This window comes from Streptomyces sp. NPDC001728 (assembly GCF_040297565.1).
In the GTDB taxonomy this organism is placed as follows: Bacteria; Actinomycetota; Actinomycetes; order Streptomycetales; family Streptomycetaceae; genus Streptomyces.
On sequence record NZ_JBEOZK010000016.1, the window covers coordinates 104,849 to 121,139 of the forward strand.

General features: G+C 68.5%; 20 protein-coding genes. 3 read left to right on the forward strand and 17 right to left on the reverse strand.

Translation table 11 applies throughout. The features are described 5' to 3' along the window. Positions 1-89: 89 nt before the first annotated feature. Positions 90-1,058 carry a type I pantothenate kinase gene (gene coaA, locus ABT154_RS23250; RefSeq protein WP_351858750.1) on the forward strand — a complete coding sequence of 323 codons (969 nt, stop codon included), beginning with the start codon at positions 90-92 and terminating at the stop codon, positions 1,056-1,058. Positions 1,059-1,076: 18 nt separating this feature from the next. Then, entirely contained in the window at positions 1,077-2,027 is a 951-nt protein-coding gene (locus tag ABT154_RS23255; RefSeq protein ID WP_351858751.1) for a DUF389 domain-containing protein, read from the forward strand. Between the two features lie 79 nt (positions 2,028-2,106). On the opposite strand, the gene glmM is transcribed toward ABT154_RS23255, so the two are convergent. The 4 genes from glmM to ABT154_RS23275 form a co-directional block, all read right to left on the reverse strand. After that, positions 2,107-3,465, reverse strand: a complete 1,359-nt coding sequence (gene glmM, locus ABT154_RS23260; RefSeq protein WP_351858752.1) for a phosphoglucosamine mutase — start codon at positions 3,463-3,465, stop codon at positions 2,107-2,109. A gap of 132 nt (positions 3,466-3,597) precedes the next feature. Next, the gene (gene rpsI / locus ABT154_RS23265; protein ID WP_015035601.1) at positions 3,598-4,110 is read right to left on the reverse strand and encodes a 30S ribosomal protein S9; all 513 of its coding nucleotides are present in this window, start codon (positions 4,108-4,110) and stop codon (positions 3,598-3,600) included. A 44-nt stretch (positions 4,111-4,154) separates the two neighbouring features. Further along, positions 4,155-4,598, reverse strand: coding sequence for a 50S ribosomal protein L13 (gene rplM / locus ABT154_RS23270; RefSeq protein ID WP_030318630.1), 444 nt, complete (start codon positions 4,596-4,598; stop codon positions 4,155-4,157). A 242-nt stretch (positions 4,599-4,840) separates the two neighbouring features. After that, positions 4,841-6,472, reverse strand: a complete 1,632-nt coding sequence (locus tag ABT154_RS23275) for an ABC-F family ATP-binding cassette domain-containing protein (RefSeq protein ID WP_351858753.1) — start codon at positions 6,470-6,472, stop codon at positions 4,841-4,843. Between the two features lie 47 nt (positions 6,473-6,519). Here ABT154_RS23275 and ABT154_RS23280 point away from each other — a divergent pair, with 47 nt between their 5' ends. Next, positions 6,520-7,515 carry a hypothetical protein gene (locus ABT154_RS23280; protein WP_351858754.1) on the forward strand — a complete coding sequence of 332 codons (996 nt, stop codon included), beginning with the start codon at positions 6,520-6,522 and terminating at the stop codon, positions 7,513-7,515. On the opposite strand, the gene truA is transcribed toward ABT154_RS23280, so the two are convergent. From truA to rpsE, 13 genes are all read right to left on the reverse strand, one after another. Beyond that, positions 7,486-8,343, reverse strand: a complete 858-nt coding sequence (truA, locus tag ABT154_RS23285; RefSeq protein ID WP_351858755.1) for a tRNA pseudouridine(38-40) synthase TruA — start codon at positions 8,341-8,343, stop codon at positions 7,486-7,488. The genes ABT154_RS23280 and truA overlap by 30 nt on opposite strands. A gap of 105 nt (positions 8,344-8,448) precedes the next feature. Next, positions 8,449-8,919, reverse strand: a complete 471-nt coding sequence (gene rplQ / locus ABT154_RS23290; RefSeq protein ID WP_351858756.1) for a 50S ribosomal protein L17 — start codon at positions 8,917-8,919, stop codon at positions 8,449-8,451. Between the two features lie 180 nt (positions 8,920-9,099). Further along, positions 9,100-10,122: a DNA-directed RNA polymerase subunit alpha gene (locus ABT154_RS23295; RefSeq protein WP_003966937.1), complete on the reverse strand. Its 1,023-nt coding sequence runs from the start codon at positions 10,120-10,122 to the stop codon at positions 9,100-9,102. 130 nt (positions 10,123-10,252) lie between these two features. Further along, positions 10,253-10,657, reverse strand: a complete 405-nt coding sequence (gene rpsK / locus ABT154_RS23300) for a 30S ribosomal protein S11 (protein ID WP_003956432.1) — start codon at positions 10,655-10,657, stop codon at positions 10,253-10,255. 66 nt (positions 10,658-10,723) lie between these two features. Then, the gene (gene rpsM, locus ABT154_RS23305; protein WP_030214048.1) at positions 10,724-11,104 is read right to left on the reverse strand and encodes a 30S ribosomal protein S13; all 381 of its coding nucleotides are present in this window, start codon (positions 11,102-11,104) and stop codon (positions 10,724-10,726) included. Positions 11,105-11,305: 201 nt separating this feature from the next. Then, entirely contained in the window at positions 11,306-11,419 is a 114-nt protein-coding gene (rpmJ, locus tag ABT154_RS23310) for a 50S ribosomal protein L36 (protein ID WP_003956441.1), read from the reverse strand. Positions 11,420-11,482: 63 nt separating this feature from the next. Next, positions 11,483-11,704 (reverse strand): translation initiation factor IF-1, encoded by a 222-nt coding sequence (gene infA / locus ABT154_RS23315; RefSeq protein ID WP_003956442.1) that lies wholly within the window; start codon positions 11,702-11,704, stop codon positions 11,483-11,485. Between the two features lie 179 nt (positions 11,705-11,883). Further along, on the reverse strand, positions 11,884-12,750 hold the full coding sequence (gene map / locus ABT154_RS23320) for a type I methionyl aminopeptidase (RefSeq protein ID WP_502969571.1): 867 nt from the start codon (positions 12,748-12,750) through the stop codon (positions 11,884-11,886). 77 nt (positions 12,751-12,827) lie between these two features. Beyond that, positions 12,828-13,475, reverse strand: coding sequence for an adenylate kinase (locus tag ABT154_RS23325; protein ID WP_317874229.1), 648 nt, complete (start codon positions 13,473-13,475; stop codon positions 12,828-12,830). Next, positions 13,475-14,794 (reverse strand): preprotein translocase subunit SecY, encoded by a 1,320-nt coding sequence (gene secY, locus ABT154_RS23330; protein WP_351858758.1) that lies wholly within the window; start codon positions 14,792-14,794, stop codon positions 13,475-13,477. Before secY ends, ABT154_RS23325 begins: the two co-directional genes overlap by 1 nt. 220 nt (positions 14,795-15,014) lie before the next feature. Then, entirely contained in the window at positions 15,015-15,470 is a 456-nt protein-coding gene (gene rplO, locus ABT154_RS23335; protein WP_317874227.1) for a 50S ribosomal protein L15, read from the reverse strand. A gap of 1 nt (position 15,471) precedes the next feature. Next, the gene (gene rpmD, locus ABT154_RS23340; RefSeq protein WP_056552385.1) at positions 15,472-15,654 is read right to left on the reverse strand and encodes a 50S ribosomal protein L30; all 183 of its coding nucleotides are present in this window, start codon (positions 15,652-15,654) and stop codon (positions 15,472-15,474) included. Continuing rightward, entirely contained in the window at positions 15,654-16,256 is a 603-nt protein-coding gene (gene rpsE / locus ABT154_RS23345) for a 30S ribosomal protein S5 (RefSeq protein WP_030214033.1), read from the reverse strand. Before rpsE ends, rpmD begins: the two co-directional genes overlap by 1 nt. Positions 16,257-16,291 lie beyond the last annotated feature (35 nt).

The window sequence follows — 16,291 nt, forward strand, 5'->3', positions numbered from 1 at the left end:
GGCCGGGGCCGGAGGAGGGCTTTTGTCGCGTGACCCAGCCCACGGCCCGCGGAGTCCCGTGAACCTCCTCGACCCCCGACAATGGCGAGGTGATCACTTCGCCGCCACGAAGCGCCAGCGGGGCGAGCCCCTACGTCGACCTCACCCGGGCCGAGTGGAGCGCCCTGCGTGACAAGACGCCCCTGCCGCTGACCGCCGTCGAGGTCGAGCGGCTCCGCGGTCTCGGGGACGTCATCGACCTCGACGAGGTGCGGGACATCTATCTCCCCCTGTCCCGGCTGCTCAACCTGTACGTGCAGGCCACCAGCGGGCTGCGCGGGGCCCTCAACACCTTCCTCGGCGAGAGCGCCGAGCAGCGCGGCACCCCCTTCGTCATAGGGGTCGCCGGTTCCGTCGCCGTCGGCAAGTCGACGGTCTCCCGCCTCCTGCAGGCCCTCCTCGCCCGCTGGCCCGAGCACCCGCGCGTGGAGCTGGTCACCACCGACGCCTTTCTCTACCCGATGGAGGAGCTGAAGGCGCGCGGGCTGATGTCCCGTAAGGGCTTCCCCGAGTCGTACGACCGCCGGGCCCTGACCCGCTTCGTCGCCGACATCAAGGCGGGCAAGGAGGAGGTCTCCGCCCCGGTCTACTCGCACCTGATCTACGACCGCGTGCCCGACGAGCGGCTCGTCGTCCGCCGCCCGGACATCCTCATCGTGGAGGGGCTGAACGTCCTCCAGCCCGCGCTTCCGGGCCAGGACGGCCGCACCCGCGTCGGCCTCGCCGACTACTTCGACTTCTCGGTGTACGTCGACGCGCGGCCGGAGGACATCGAGCGCTGGTACCTCAACCGCTTCCGCAAGCTCCGCGACACCGCCTTCCAGAACCCGTCCTCGTACTTCCAGCGCTACACGCAGGTCTCCGAGGACGAGGCCCTCGACTACGCCCGGACCATGTGGCGGACCATCAACAAGGTGAACCTCCTGGAGAACGTGGCCCCGACCCGCGGCCGGGCGACCCTCGTCGTCCGCAAGGGCCCCGACCACAAGGTGCAGCGCCTGAGCCTGCGCAAGCTCTGACCTTCGTAAGCTCAGGGCATGTTGCATCTACGGATGATCGTCCCGCCGGACCGCACCACGTCCGCGATCGCGCTGATCGAGTCGACGGTCGGCACCACCCACCTCGTGGTGCTGCCGGGCGTGGCCAGAGACCCCCACGGCGACGTGGTCATGTGCGACACGGCCCGCGAGGCGGCCGACGAACTCCTGCACGGACTGCGCGAAATGAGGATCGATCAGGACGGCTCGATCGCGGTGGACGGCATCGACCTGTCGATGTCGACCCGGGCGGACACGGCCGAGCGGGAGGCCCCGGGCGAGGGCGCGGACGCGGTCATCTGGGAGCAGCTGGCGGAGGCGACCCACGAGGAGTCGACGCTCTCCTTCACGTACCTCTCGTTCATGGGCCTGGCGACGATGATCGCGGCCTGCGGTGTCGTCCTGGACAACGCGATCCTGATCGTGGGCGCCATGGCGGTCGGCCCGGAGTTCGGCCCGCTCGCCGGGGTGTGTACGGCGATCGTGCAGCGGGCGCCGAAACTGGCGGCGCGCTCGCTGATGGCGCTGCTCATCGGCTTCGCTACGGCGATCCTGGCGACGACCGTGTTCAGCCTGGTCATGGACCGGCTGAACCAGTTCAGTCAGTCCATGCTCGACGCGCAGCGCCCGCAGACCAGCTTCATCTGGCAGCCGGACCTGTTCTCCTTCGTGGTGGCGCTCCTCGCGGGCGCGGCCGGCACCCTCTCGCTGACCTCGTCCAAGTCGGGCGCGCTGGTGGGCGTGGCGATCTCGGTGACGACGGTCCCGGCGGCGGCGAACGCGGCGGTGGCGCTCAGCTACGGCGAGGTCGGACAGATGTGGGGCTCGATCCAGCAGCTGCTGCTCAACCTGCTGGGGATCATGCTGGCGGGAACGGCGACGCTGTTCCTGCAGAAGCGGCTGTGGCGGACCCAGCGCGGCCGGCTGCGACACAGGCTGCGCAGGGGCTGAGCACGCGAAGAGGCCCCGCCGTACCGGACGTCCGGTGCGGCGGGGCCTCTCGTCGGAGCATGACGGTGCCTCAGAAAGCCTAGCCCAGCGCCGACTTCACGACATCCGCGAGCCGCTGCGCGACCGCGCGGGCCTGCTCGATGTCGGCCGCCTCGACCATCACGCGGACCAGCGGCTCGGTGCCGGAGGGGCGCAGCAGGACGCGGCCGGTGGAGCCGAGCTCCTGCTCGGCGGAGGCGACGGCGGCGGCCAGGTCGCCGGAGGTCTTCACCCGGGCCTTGTCGACGTCGGGGACGTTGATCAGGATCTGCGGCAGCCGCTCCATCACCCCGGCGAGGTCCGCGAGCGACCTGCCGGTGGCGGCGATGCGGGCCGCCAGCATGAGGCCGGTGAGGGTGCCGTCGCCGGTGGTGGCGTGGTCGAGCACGATGACGTGCCCGGACTGCTCGCCGCCGAGCGCGTAGCCGTGCTCCTTCATGGACTCCAGCACGTACCGGTCGCCGACCGCGGTCTGGACGAGGTTCAGGCCCGCGCCCTCCATGGCGAGCTTGAAGCCCAGGTTCGACATGACGGTCGCGACGACGGTGTCACCGCGCAGCGTCCCGGCCTCGCGCATGGCGAGGGCGAGCACGGCGAGGATCTGGTCGCCGTCGACCTCGTTGCCCGCGGCGTCCACCGCGAGGCAGCGGTCGGCGTCGCCGTCGTGGGCGATGCCCAGGTCGGCGCCGTGCTCGACGACGGCGGCGCGGAGCAGCCCCAGGTGGGTGGAGCCGCAGCCGTCGTTGATGTTGAGGCCGTCCGGCTCGGCGCCGATGGTGACGACCTGCGCGCCGGCCCGGGTGAAGGCCTCGGGCGAGACGCGGGCGGCGGCGCCGTGGGCCTCGTCGAGGACGACCTTGAGGCCGTCGAGCCGGTTGGGGACGACGGCGAGGAGGTGGGAGACGTACGTCTCGAAGCCCTCGTCGTAGTCACGGACCCGGCCGACGCCGGAACCGGTCGGACGCTCCCAGGGGGCGCCGGTGCGGTGCTCCTCGTAGACCGACTCGATCTTGCCCTCGAGGTCGTCGGCGAGCTTGTGGCCGCCGCGCGCGAAGAACTTGATGCCGTTGTCGGGCATGGCGTTGTGGCTGGCGGAGAGCATCACGCCGAGGTCGGCGCCGAGGACGCCGGTGAGGTGGGCCACGGCCGGGGTGGGCAGCACGCCGACGCGCAGCACGTCGACACCGGCGCTGGCGAGTCCCGCCACGACGGCCGCTTCCAGGAACTCTCCGGACGCACGCGGGTCCCGCCCGACCACGGCGGTCGGCCGGTGGCCCTCGAAGGTGCCCGACTCGGCGAGCACATGCGCCGCCGCGACCGACAGGCCGAGCGCCAGCTCCGCCGTCAGGTCCGCGTTGGCCACACCGCGCACGCCGTCCGTGCCGAAGAGTCGTCCCACAGCTGTCCTCCGAAAATACGTGCCCAAGCTGATGAAAGATGAAAGAGGTGACGAAAGAGCTTATGAAAAAACGTACGCCCCGACGGCACGGGCAGTGCCGCCGGGGCGTACGAAAGCAGACCGAGCAGGCGATTAACGCTTGCTGTACTGCGGAGCCTTACGGGCCTTCTTGAGACCGGCCTTCTTGCGCTCGACCGCACGGTCGTCGCGGGAGAGGAAGCCGGCCTTCTTGAGCGCCGGGCGGTTGTTCTCGACGTCCGCCTCGTTCAGCGCACGGGCCACGCCGAGGCGCAGGGCGCCGGCCTGACCGGAGACACCGCCACCCGCGATGCGGGCGATGACGTCGTAGCGGTTGTCGAGCTCGAGCACCTTGAAGGGCTCGTTGACTTCCTGCTGGTGCACCTTGTTGGGGAAGTAGTCCTCAAGGGTGCGACCGTTGATCTTCCACTTGCCGGTGCCCGGAACGATCCGGACGCGGGCGATGGCGTTCTTGCGACGGCCCAGGCCGGCGGCCGGCTGCGGGTCGCCGAAGCGGGACGCGAGCGACTCGGAGGTGTACTCACCCTCGACGAGCTCGGTCTCGGTGGTGTACTCCTCAACGCCCTCGAACTCGTCGACGGGGGTTTCGGGGGTGGTCTCGGCCACGATTCTCCTCAGATTTCTTTCGTTCTTAGGGGGTGTGGCCGGAACTACTGCGCGACCTGGGTGATCTCGAACGGAACCGGCTGCTGAGCAGCGTGCGGGTGGTTCTCGCCCGCGTAGACCTTCAGCTTCGAGATCATCTGACGGCCCAGGGTGTTCTTGGGGATCATGCCCTTGATGGCCTTCTCGACGGCCTTCTCGGGGTTCTTCGACAGCAGCTCGTCGTAACGGACGGAGCGCAGACCACCCGGGAAGCCGGAGTGGCGGTACGCCAGCTTCTGGGTCTTCTTGTTGCCGGACAGGTGGACCTTGTCAGCGTTGATGATGATGACGAAGTCGCCCATGTCCATGTGCGGGGCGTAGACCGGCTTGTGCTTGCCTCGGAGGAGGTTCGCAGCCGTGGTCGCCAGACGGCCCAGGACGATGTCCTGCGCGTCGATGATGTGCCACTGGCGAGTGACATCGCCGGGCTTGGGGCTGTACGTACGCACTTCGTAGCCTTCGCTTCTTCAGTGGATGGAGTCCAGACACACCTGAAGCGATCATGCAGCTTGGGCCTGCACTGCCGGGACACCGCCCGTATGCGAGCCACTGGTAACTGCTCCAGGGAACCTGCGTAAGGGCCGTTCGCCTGAGAACGACGAAGCCACTACGCATAACAAACCGCAACACTACCCGCGCGCCCCCCGACGGGTCAAAACGCCCCGGGACACCGACCGCCGACCGCCCGAGGTCACCGCGCCCGCTCGACCCGCCGCTCGTCCCACACCGGCTCGCTCGTCTCCCGTACGACCCCGTCCGAGCCGAAGACCAGGAACCGGTCGAAGCTCTTCGCGAACCACCGGTCGTGGGTCACGGCCAGCACCGTCCCGTCGTACGACTCAAGGCCCTCCTGCAGGGCCTCCGCCGACTCCAGGTCCAGGTTGTCCGTCGGCTCGTCGAGCAGCAGCGCCGTCGTCCCGGCCAGCTCCATGAGCAGGATCTGGAACCGCGCCTGCTGACCCCCGGAGAGCCTGTCGAAGGACTGGTCGCCCTGCCGCTCCAGCTCGTACCGGCGCAGCATCGACATCGCCCCGCCCCGGTCCTTGGCGTGCTCCGTCCACAGGATGTCGACGAGCGGGCGCCCGGTCAGCTCCGGGTGCGCGTGGGTCTGGGCGAAGTGCCCCGGCACGACCCGCGCGCCCAGCTTCCACGTACCCGTGTGGGCGACCGACGGATCCCCCGCGAGCAGCCGCAGGAAGTGCGACTTGCCCGACCCGTTCGAGCCGAGGACGCCGACCCGCTCCCCGTAGAAGATCTCCAGCGAGAACGGCTTCATCAGACCGGTCAGCTCGAGGTTCTCGACGGTCACGGCCCGCACCCCGGTCCGGCCCCCGCGCAGCCGCATCCGGATGTCCTGCTCGCGCGGCGGCTCCGGCGGCGGACCCGCCTCCTCGAACTTCTTGAACCGCGTCTGCATCGCCCGGTACCGCGACGCCATGTCGGGGCTGATCGCCGCCTGCTGCCGCAGCTTGAAGACCAGCGCCTTCAGCCGCGCGTGCTCCTCGTCCCAGCGCCGCTTCAGCTCCTCGAAGCGCGCGAACCGCTCGCGCCGCGCCTCGTGGAAGGTGCCGAAGCCACCACCGTGCACCCACACGTCCGAGCCGGCCGGGCCGGGCTCGACCGCGACGATCTTCTGGGCGGCCCGGGAGAGCAGCTCCCGGTCGTGGGAGATGAAGAGCACGGTCTTGCGGGTCTCCCGCAGCCGGCCCTCCAGCCACCGCTTGCCGGGCACGTCGAGGTAGTTGTCCGGCTCGTCGAGGAGCAGCACCTCGTCGGGGCCGCGCAGCAGGTACTCGAGGACCAGCCGCTTCTGCTCGCCGCCGGAGAGCGTCCGCACCTCCCGGAACTGCGCCTTGTCGTACGGCATGCCGAGCGCGGCCATGGTGCAGATGTCCCAGAGGGTCTCGGCCTCGTACCCCTGCACCTCGGCCCAGTCGCTGAGGGCCTGCGCGTACTTCATCTGCGCGGCCTCGTCGTCGACCGTCATGATCAGGTGCTCGGCCTCGTCGACGGCCTTCGCGGCCTCCCGGATGCGCGGCTGCGCCACCGAGACCAGCAGGTCACGGACGGTGGACTCGTCCCGTACGGAGCCGACGAACTGCGGCATCACGCCGAGCCCGCCGCTGACGGTGACGGAGCCGCCGTGCGGCTGGAGCTCTCCGGCGATCATCCGGAGCAGTGTGGTCTTCCCGGCGCCGTTGGCCCCGACGAGGGCGACCACGGCGCCCTCCCCGACCCGGAAGGAGGCGTCCCCGAGGAGGACCCTCCCGTCGGGAAGGTAGTACTCAAGATGCGCGGCCTCGACATGTCCCATGAGGTGCATTGTCGCCGCCCGCGTCGGCCGGGCCCAACCGGTTTAGGATGCGCGGCATGAGCTTTGGGGGACCGCAGTGGCCGCAAGAGCCGCAGCAGCAGGGGCAGCAGGGGTACGGCGGACAGCCGCAGCAGGGATACGGGCAGCAGCCCGGATACGGCGGTCAGACCGGCCACGGACCGCAGCAGGGCCACGGCGGGCAGCCCGGATACGGCGGCGGGCAGCCGGACCCCTTCCCGGGCGCCCAGGGCGGCGGGAGCACCCCCGACTGGGGCGCCCTGGCCGATGCCTCGGCCTCCCGTAACCGGCGCAAGCGCTGGCTGATGATCGGCGGCGGCGCGGTGGCCGCGGTCGTCGTCGGCGCGATCGTCGCCACCGCCGTGGTGGCGAGCGGCAAGAAGAACGACGAGGCCGCGACCGCCGGGGGGCCCACCGGCACGGCCGCCCCCACCGCCTCCCCCACCCCGGAGCCGACCTTCTCGTCGGTGGCGCCGCCGCCCCCGCCGAACCCGAAGGACTACATCTCGGACCCGAAGAAGGACAAGGCCCCACTGAGCGCGGAGGGCCTCTTCCCGGGCAAGAAGCTCACGATGAACAAGCGCCCCTACAAGAAGGGCGCGACCTCCGCCACGACGAACTGCGCGGCCGTCACCCAAGGCGGTCTCGGCACCGTCCTGAAGAACAACGGCTGCCAGCGGGTGCTCCGCGCCACCTATGTGAAGGACGGCGTGGCGATCACCGTCGGCGTCGCCGTCTTCCCCTCGGAGGCCGCGGCCCTCAAGGCGAAGAACCAGGCCACCGGCGGCGTCTCCCCGCTGGCCGGCGCCGGCGTGGGTGACTTCTGCCACGCCACGGTCTGTCTGCGCCGCTCGAACTCGGTCGGCCGCTACGCGTACTTCACCCAGGCCGGCTTCGCCGACGGCAAGAAGGTCACCAAGGCCGACAAGGCCGTCTTCCAGGCCAGCGACGACCTGGGCACCTTCACCTTCAACCAGATCTACGCCCGGGGCCGCTCCCAGGCCTCAGCAGCAGCCGGCGCTCCCGGGGAGTGACCGCTTGTTCCTGGCCTCCAGGTTCCGGGCGGCCAGGAGCTCGTCGGCGGGGTAGCCCACCTCTTCGAGGGTGAGCCCGTGCGGCCGTACGACGTGCACGGCCGAGTCCCGCACCCCCGCCGCCAGGACCTTGCCCGGCCAGTCCACCGGCCGGTGCCCGTCGCCGACGAACAGCAGGGCGCCGACGAGCGAGCGGACCATGTTGTGGCAGAAGGCGTCCGCCTTCACCGTGGCCTCCATCACACCGTCGGGCCGCCGCTCCCAGCGCAGCTCCTGCAGGGTGCGGATGGTGGTGGCGCCCTCGCGCCGCTTGCAGTACGCGGCGAAGTCGTGCTCGCCGACGAGCGCGGTGGCGGCCTCGTTCATGGCGTCCATGTCGAGGGCCCAGTCGTGCCACAGGACGTGGCCGCGCAGCAGCGGGTCGACCCCGCCGGGGTTGTCGGTGACGCGGTAGGCGTAGCGGCGCCAGATCGCGGAGAACCGCGCGTTGAAGCCGCTGGGGGCCTCGGTCAGGGACCACACCCGTACGTCGTGGGAGAGGCGCCCCGCGAGCCGCCTCAGCAGCTTGTCGCGGTGCTCGGCCCACAGCTCGGCCGGCAGGTCGACATGGGCGACCTGGCCGCGTGCGTGGACCCCGGAGTCGGTGCGGCCGGCCACGGTCAGCTCGTACGTCTCCTTGGACCGGGTCACGGTCCGCAGGGCGTCCTCGATGTCCCCCTGCACCGTCCGCCGCCCGCCGGCCTGCTTGGCCCAGCCGGAGAAGTCCCTGCCGTCGTACGACAGGTCAAGCCGAACCCGTACGAACCCGTCCTGCACGTCATCGCTCACGCGGAGATCCTCTCAGACACACGGGAACGGGCCCGCACCCCAAGGGGGTACGGGCCCGCTCACGAGAACAGTCGGCCGGAACGCCTACGCGTCCTTCACGACGTCTTACTTGGTCGAGTCCTCGACGGACTCGGCCGGAGCCTCGGCGGCCGCGTCGGCCTCCTTGACGGCGCGCACGGTGGCGGCCTCGGCCTCGGCGACGGTCGCCTTCTTGGCGATCTCGCCCTCGACCAGCTCGATCACGGCCATCGGGGCGTTGTCGCCACGACGGTTGCCGATCTTGGTGATACGGGTGTAACCACCCGGACGCTCCGAGTAACGCGGGGCGATCTCGGTGAAGAGGGTGTGGACGATCCCCTTGTCGGTGATCGACTGCAGCACCAGGCGACGGTTGTGGATGTCGCCCTTCTTCGCCTTGGTGATCAGGCGCTCGGCGACCGGACGCAGGCGACGGGCCTTGGCCTCGGTCGTGGTGATGCGGCCGTGCTCGAAGAGCGACTTCGCCAGGTTGGCGAGGAGCAGCTTCTCGTGCGCGGCGGAACCGCCGAGGCGGGCACCCTTCGCGGGACGCGGCATGGTGATTCTCCTTGTGATCTGCACCGGCCGTATGAGGTACCGATGTCAGTGTCCGAGCGGGCGGTCACCCGTCGGAGATCCGACCAAGCCCCGAAGGGGCGAGGCCGGAAGGGGCGAGGGGAACTGCGCGATCAAGCACAGCGCTCCCGCACCCGAGTACGGACCGTGAGGCCCGAGCTCTTAGTACTGCTCGGTCTCCACGAAACCCGCGTCCGCGTCGTCGTCGGCGCCGAAGGCGTCCGCCGCTGCGGTCGGGTCGAAGCCGGGAGGCGAGTCCTTCAGCGCGAGGCCCATACCGGCCAGCTTCGCCTTGACCTCGTCGATCGACTTCGCACCGAAGTTGCGGATGTCGAGCAGGTCGGCCTCGGAGCGCGCCACGAGCTCACCCACGGAGTGGATGCCCTCGCGCTTGAGGCAGTTGTACGAACGAACGGTGAGCTCGAGCTCCTCGATCGGCAGCGCGAGATCGGCGGCCAGGGCGGCGTCCGTGGGGGACGGGCCCATGTCGATGCCCTCGGCGTCGATGTTGAGCTCGCGCGCCAGACCGAACAGCTCGACCAGGGTCTTGCCGGCGGACGCCATGGCGTCACGCGGGCGCATGGCCTGCTTGGTCTCGACGTCGACGATCAGCTTGTCGAAGTCGGTGCGCTGCTCGACACGGGTCGCCTCGACCTTGTACGTGACCTTGAGCACCGGGGAGTAGATGGAGTCGACCGGGATACGACCGATCTCCTGGCCCACCTGCTTGTTCTGCACGGCGGAGACGTAGCCGCGACCGCGCTCGACGGTCAGCTCCATCTCCAGCTTGCCCTTGCCGTTGAGCGTGGCGAGGACGAGGTCGGGGTTGTGCACCTCGACACCGGCCGGGGGCGCGATGTCGGCGGCGGTGACCAGACCCGGGCCCTGCTTGCGCAGGTACATCACGACGGGCTCGTCGTGCTCCGAGGAGACGACCAGCTGCTTGATGTTGAGGATGAGGTCGGTCACGTCCTCCTTGACGCCCGGCACGGTGGTGAACTCGTGCAGGACACCGTCGATGCGGATGCTGGTGACAGCAGCGCCGGGGATCGACGAGAGGAGGGTGCGGCGGAGGGAGTTGCCGAGGGTGTAGCCGAAGCCCGGCTCCAGCGGCTCGATGACGAACCGGGAGCGGAACTCGTCGACGACCTCTTCGGTCAGCGACGGACGCTGAGCGATCAGCATGTCTGTGATTCCTTCAGTCGTGGACGCCCACTATTTGACGCCCGACGGGTACTACGTATGCAAGGGTACGGGCGGTACGCCCCCAAAGGGGACGCACCGCCCGAAAATCCCTGGTCAAGCAGCCGGAGCGTCAGACGCGGCGGCGCTTGGGGGGACGGCAGCCGTTGTGCGGCGTGGGGGTGACGTCCTGGATCGAACCGACCTCGAGGCCCGTGGCCTGGAGGGAGCGGATCGCGGTCTCACGGCCGGAGCCGGGACCCTTGACGAAGACGTCGACCTTGCGCATGCCGTGCTCCTGCGCGCGGCGGGCGGCCGACTCGGCGGCCATCTGCGCGGCGAAGGGGGTGGACTTGCGCGAGCCCTTGAAGCCGACGTGGCCGGCGGAGGCCCAGGAGATCACGTTGCCCGAGGGGTCCGTGATCGAGACGATCGTGTTGTTGAACGTGCTCTTGATGTGCGCGTGGCCGTGAGCGACGTTCTTCTTTTCCTTGCGGCGCACCTTCTTGGCAGCGCCCTGACGACCCTTGGGGGGCATCTATATCTCCTACGGGAGGTGGTCGGTCCTACAGCGAAGACCGCTTGGTCAAGCGTCCGCTGAGGACTACTTCTTGCCCGGCTTCTTCTTGCCGGCGATGGCGCGACGCGGGCCCTTGCGGGTACGAGCGTTCGTGCTGGTGCGCTGGCCGCGGACGGGCAGGCCACGACGGTGGCGCAGACCCTGGTAGCAGCCGATCTCGACCTTGCGGCGGATGTCGGCGGCGATCTCGCGGCGGAGGTCACCCTCGGTCTGGAGGTTGGCGTCCACGTACTCGCGGATCTTGACGAGGTCTTCCTCGGCAAGCTCGCGGACACGGGTGGACGGGTTCACGCCGGTCGCGGCGAGAATCTCCTCGGACCGGGTACGCCCGATACCGAAGACGTAGGTGAGTGCGACCACCACGCGCTTTTCGCGCGGGATGTCAACACCGGAAACGCGTGCCATTCAATGGCTCCTGTGTTCTCGGGGGTCTGCTGCAGAACCGCTCCCGGCCGCCGACTCCTATGGAAAGGAGTGGTACGTCCGGGTCCCCGGCCCCCGCCGGAGGTGCCGTCAACCGTGGAACACGGCCCGACGGGCTCTGCGTATGTACGTATTGCTATGCGTCGCGCGAAGAACTGCGATATGCAGGTCGGTCGGCGTGCGTCAGCCCTGGCGCTGCTTGTGGCGCAGGTTGTCGCAGATGACCATGACCCGGCCGTGACGGCGGATCACCTTGCACTTGTCGCAGATCTTCTTGACGCTCGGCTTGACCTTCATGGGATGTGAGGTTCTCCGGGTCAGTGCCACCACCCGCGCGCGGAGGCGGGGTGCGGGCAAGATCTACTTGTACCGGTAGACGATCCGGCCACGCGTCAGGTCGTACGGAGAGAGCTCCACGACGACCCGGTCGTCCGGGAGGATTCGGATGTAGTGCATCCGCATCTTGCCGGAGATGTGCGCGAGGACCTTGTGACCGTTCTGGAGCTCCACCTTGAACATGGCGTTCGGGAGGGACTCGATCACGGTGCCCTCGATTTCGATGGCACCTTGCTTCTTGGCCACGCTTCGCCTTTCGAATCGGCTACCTTGATCGACTCCCGCCGCCGCGTGCGGACACACGGGTACACGAGAGCCGACGCATCAGTCTACGTCAGGCCCCAGGAAAAGACGAATCGGGAAGTCTGCCCACCCGAACTGATCCTTACGCAAGTCACCACGCCGTAGAAAATTCAAACGTACTCCTACGCGAGCGGATCCGGCGCCGCCGTCACACCCAGCTCGGCCAGCTTGGCCTTGCCGCCGTCGACCGCGGTGAGGACCAGGGGGCCTTCCTCCGTGAGGGCGATGGAGTGCTCCCAGTGGGAGGACCAGGTGCCGTCGGTCGTGATGACCGTCCAGTCGTCCTTGAGGACCTCCGTACCGGGCGTGCCCAGGGAGACCATCGGCTCGATCGCCAGGCAGAGGCCCGGGACCAGCTTCGGGCCCTTGCCACGCTTGCGGGAGACGTAGTTCAGCAGGTGCGGGTCCATGTGCATCTCGGTGCCGATGCCGTGGCCGCCGTAGTCCTCGATGATCCCGTAGCGGCCGAGGCTGTGGTCGCCGACCGCCGGCCGCGGCTGCCGCTTGATGTACGTCTCGATCGCCTTCGAGATGTCGACCAGGCGGTTGCCGAGCTTCATGGCCGCGATACCGGCCCACATCGACTCCTCCGTGACCCGGGAGAGCTCGACCAGCTCCGGCGCGTGCCCGGTGCCCACGAAGGCCGTGTAGGCCGCGTCACCGTGCCAGCCGTCCACGATCGCGCCCGCGTCGATGGAGATGATGTCGCCGTCCTTGAGGACGGTCTTGTCGTCGGGGATGCCGTGGACGACGACCTCGTTGACCGAGGTGCAGATCGTCGCGGGGAACCCGCCGTATCCGAGGAAGTTCGACTTCGCCCCGTGGTCGGCGATGACCTTCCGCGCGACCTCGTCGAGGTCCTTCGTCGTGGCGCCCGGCACGGCCGCCTCACGGGTCGCCGCGTGAATGGCGGCGACGACCAGCCCCGCCTCGCGCATCTTCGCGATCTGCTCGGGGGTCTTGATCTGCACGGGCCGCGGCCTTTCCATCGGGTACGGGGAACAGAACAACGATACGGCCGCGGCGCCCCTGAGGGGCACCGCGGCCGTATCGCACGAACCAGGGGCTACTTCTTGAGCGCGTCCATCGCCTTGGCGGTGACCTCGTCCACCTTGCCGAGCGCCGAGATCGTCACGACCAGGTTCTGCGCCCGGTAGTAGTCGATGATCGGCTCGGTCTGCGTGTGGTAGACCTCCAGGCGCCGGCGGACGGTCTCCTCGGAGTCGTCGTCGCGCTGGAAGAGCTCGCCACCGCAGACGTCACAGACGCCCTCGGTCTTCGGAGCGTTGTACGTCAGGTGGAACACGTGCGCGCTGTCGTTGCGGCAGATGCGGCGACCCGCGATCCGCTTCACGACCTCGTCCTCGGGGACCTCCAGGTCCAGGACCGCGTCGAGCTGCATGTCCTCGGCCTTCAGGACCACGTCCAGGGCCTCGGCCTGAGCCACGTTGCGGGGGAACCCGTCCAGCAGGAAGCCGTTGGCGGCGTCCGGCTGCTCCATCCGGTCCTTGGCCATCCCGATGGTCACCTCGTCGGGGACCAGGTCGCCGGCGTCCATGAACGCCTTCGCCTTGAGACCCAGCTCCGTGCCCTGAGAGATGTTGGCGCGGAACAGGTCGCCCGTGGAGATGTGCGGGATGTCCAGGTTCTTGGCAAGGAACGCGGCCTGCGTTCCCTTGCCGGCACCGGGCGGTCCGACGAGGACGATTCGCATCAGCGGAGGAACCCTTCGTAATTGCGCTGCTGGAGCTGGCTCTCGATCTGCTTCACGGTCTCCAGCCCCACACCCACGATGATGAGGATGCTTGTCCCACCGAAGGGGAAGTTGGCATTGGCGCCACCGAAGCCTGCCAACGCCATCGTCGGCACAAGAGCGATCAGACCCAAGTACAGCGAGCCCGGCCAAGTGATCCGGTTGAGAACGTAGCTCAGGTACTCGGCAGTAGGTCGACCAGCCCGGATACCCGGGATGAAGCCACCATACTTCTTCATGTTGTCGGCGACTTCCTCGGGGTTGAACGAGATCGCCACGTAGAAGAAGGCGAAGAACACGATCAGGAGGAAGTACGCGGCGATGTAGTAGGGGTGGTCACCCTTGACGAAGTGGGCTTCGATCCAGGTCTTCCACCCTGCGGTGGAGTTCGAGAACTGCGCGATCAAGGCCGGGATGTAGAGCAGCGACGACGCGAAGATGACGGGAATCACACCCGCCTGGTTCACCTTCAGCGGGATGTACGTGGACGTACCGCCGTAGGAGCGCCGGCCGATCATGCGCTTCGCGTACTGCACCGGGATGCGGCGCTGGGCCTGCTCGACGAAGACCACGAGGGCCACCATCACGAAGCCGATGAGGATGACGGTGCCGAACTCGATCCAGCCCTTGGCGAGCTTGCCGCTCTCCTTGATGGCCCACAGGGCGCCCGGGAAGCCGGCGGCGATCGAGATGAACATCAGGATCGACATGCCGTTGCCGATGCCGCGGTCGGTGATCAGCTCACCGAGCCACATGACGACACAGGTACCCGCGGTCATCGTGATGACCATGGTGGCGATGGTGAAGACGGACGGGTTGGGAACGACCTGGTCCGCCACCGAGCAGCCGCTGAACAGAGCACCGCTCTTCGCCGTCGCGACGAGACCCGTGCCCTGGAGGATGGCGAGGGCGACCGTCAGGTAGCGGGTGTACTGCGTGATCTTGGAGGTACCGGCCTGACCCTCCTTCTTGAGGGCTTCCAGGCGCGGGATCACGACGGTCAGCAGCTGCAGGATGATGCTCGCCGTGATGTACGGCATGATGCCGAGCGCGAAGATGGTGATCTGCAGCAGCGCCCCGCCACTGAACATGTTGACCAGGCCGAACAGGCTGTTGTTGCCCTCGCTGGCCTGCTTGACACACTGCTGGACGGCCTCGTAGCTGACGCCGGGGACCGGGATGTGGGCCCCGAGGCGGTACAGCACGATGATGGCGAGCGTGAAGAGCAGCTTCTTGCGCAGGTCGGGCGTCTTGAACGCCCGGGCGAACGCGGTGAGCACGGTGCCTCCTGCGACCCCCGCGCTAGGCGTCAAGGGTGACGGCTTGAGATTCGAAGAATCACTGGATAGGTATCGGTCATCAAATCCGCACGGGCATACCGCACGGAGTCTAGACAGTGGACGCCACCTTACCGGCGACCATGCCCCCCTAGGAACGACCAATCGGGGATGCCCCTTTTGGGAGGCATCCCCGATCGGATGTTCAGGCCATCGAGTCGTCTCAGACGAGCTCGGTGACGGTGCCGCCGGCGGCGGCGATCTTCTCCTTGGCGGAGCCGGAGACGGCGTCGACCGTCACCTGCAGCGCCACGGTGATCTCGCCGGCGCCGAGCACCTTGACGAGCTGGTTCTTGCGAACCGCACCCTTGGCGACCAGATCGGCCACCGTGACCTCGCCACCCTGCGGGTAGAGCGCGGTGAGCTTGTCCAGGTTCACGACCTGGTACTCGGTGCGGAACGGGTTCTTGAAGCCCTTGAGCTTCGGCAGACGCATGTGGAGGGGCATCTGCCCACCCTCGAAGCGCTGCGGAACCTGGTAACGGGCCTTCGTGCCCTTGGTACCACGACCGGCCGTCTTACCCTTCGACGCCTCACCACGGCCCACACGGGTCTTCGCGGTCTTGGCGCCGGGGGCGGGACGGAGGTTGTGGGCCTTCAGCGGGTTGGTCTCCGCCATGTCAGTCAACCTCCTCGACCGTCACGAGGTGGCGGACGGTGTGCACCATGCCGCGGAACTCGGGACGATCCTCCTTGACAACCACGTCGTTGACCCGCTTGAGGCCGAGCGAACGCAGGGTGTCGCGGTGGTTCTGCTTGCTGCCGATGTACGACTTCGTCTGCGTGACCTTGAGGCGAGCCATTACGCACCCGCCCCAGCACGCGCACGAAGCAGGGCCGCGGGGGCGACGTCCTCGAGGGGCAGACCACGGCGAGCCGCGATCTCCTCGGGACGCTGCAGGCCCTTGAGGGCCGCCACGGTCGCGTGCACGATGTTGATCGCGTTGGACGAGCCAAGCGACTTCGACAGGATGTCGTGAACGCCGGCGCACTCCAGAACGGCGCGCACCGGACCACCGGCGATAACACCGGTACCGGGGGAAGCCGGCTTCAGGAGCACGACGCCCGCGGCACGCTCGCCCGTGATCGGGTGAGGGATCGTGCCCTGGATGCGCGGAACCTTGAAGAAGTTCTTCTTGGCTTCCTCGACACCCTTGGCGATGGCCGCGGGAACTTCCTTGGCCTTGCCGTAACCGACACCTACGGTGCCGTCACCGTCGCCCACCACGACCAGCGCGGTGAAGCTGAAGCGGCGACCACCCTTGACAACCTTGGCGACGCGGTTGATCGCGACAACGCGCTCAACGTACGCGGTCTTCTCGGCGGCAGCGCCACCGTCGCGGCCCTTCCGGTCCCGCCGCTCGCCGCCACCGGCACCGCTTCCGCGGCGCTGGGGTCCAGCCATTGGATTTACCTCTCTCTGTTACGTCCGTTAGTCCC

What these genes read in the sequence shown, in the direction of transcription:
- ABT154_RS23280 (WP_351858754.1), top strand. Translation starts at nt 6,520, where the DNA reads ATGAGCTTTGGGGGACCGCAGTGGCCGCAAGAGCCGCAGCAGCAGGGG.
- rplO (WP_317874227.1), bottom strand. Translation starts at nt 15,470, where the DNA reads ATGGCGGAGACCAACCCGCTGAAGGCCCACAACCTCCGTCCCGCCCCC.
- map (WP_502969571.1), bottom strand. Translation starts at nt 12,750, where the DNA reads ATGGAAAGGCCGCGGCCCGTGCAGATCAAGACCCCCGAGCAGATCGCG.
- ABT154_RS23295 (WP_003966937.1), bottom strand. Translation starts at nt 10,122, where the DNA reads ATGCTGATCGCTCAGCGTCCGTCGCTGACCGAAGAGGTCGTCGACGAG.
- ABT154_RS23325 (WP_317874229.1), bottom strand. Translation starts at nt 13,475, where the DNA reads ATGCGAATCGTCCTCGTCGGACCGCCCGGTGCCGGCAAGGGAACGCAG.
- rpsM (WP_030214048.1), bottom strand. Translation starts at nt 11,104, where the DNA reads ATGGCACGCGTTTCCGGTGTTGACATCCCGCGCGAAAAGCGCGTGGTG.
- ABT154_RS23255 (WP_351858751.1), top strand. Translation starts at nt 1,077, where the DNA reads ATGTTGCATCTACGGATGATCGTCCCGCCGGACCGCACCACGTCCGCG.
- rplQ (WP_351858756.1), bottom strand. Translation starts at nt 8,919, where the DNA reads ATGCCGCGTCCCGCGAAGGGTGCCCGCCTCGGCGGTTCCGCCGCGCAC.
- rpsE (WP_030214033.1), bottom strand. Translation starts at nt 16,256, where the DNA reads ATGGCTGGACCCCAGCGCCGCGGAAGCGGTGCCGGTGGCGGCGAGCGG.
- rpsK (WP_003956432.1), bottom strand. Translation starts at nt 10,657, where the DNA reads ATGCCCCCCAAGGGTCGTCAGGGCGCTGCCAAGAAGGTGCGCCGCAAG.
- rpmD (WP_056552385.1), bottom strand. Translation starts at nt 15,654, where the DNA reads ATGGCTCGCCTCAAGGTCACGCAGACGAAGTCGTACATCGGCAGCAAG.
- rpmJ (WP_003956441.1), bottom strand. Translation starts at nt 11,419, where the DNA reads ATGAAGGTCAAGCCGAGCGTCAAGAAGATCTGCGACAAGTGCAAGGTG.
- ABT154_RS23275 (WP_351858753.1), bottom strand. Translation starts at nt 6,472, where the DNA reads ATGCACCTCATGGGACATGTCGAGGCCGCGCATCTTGAGTACTACCTT.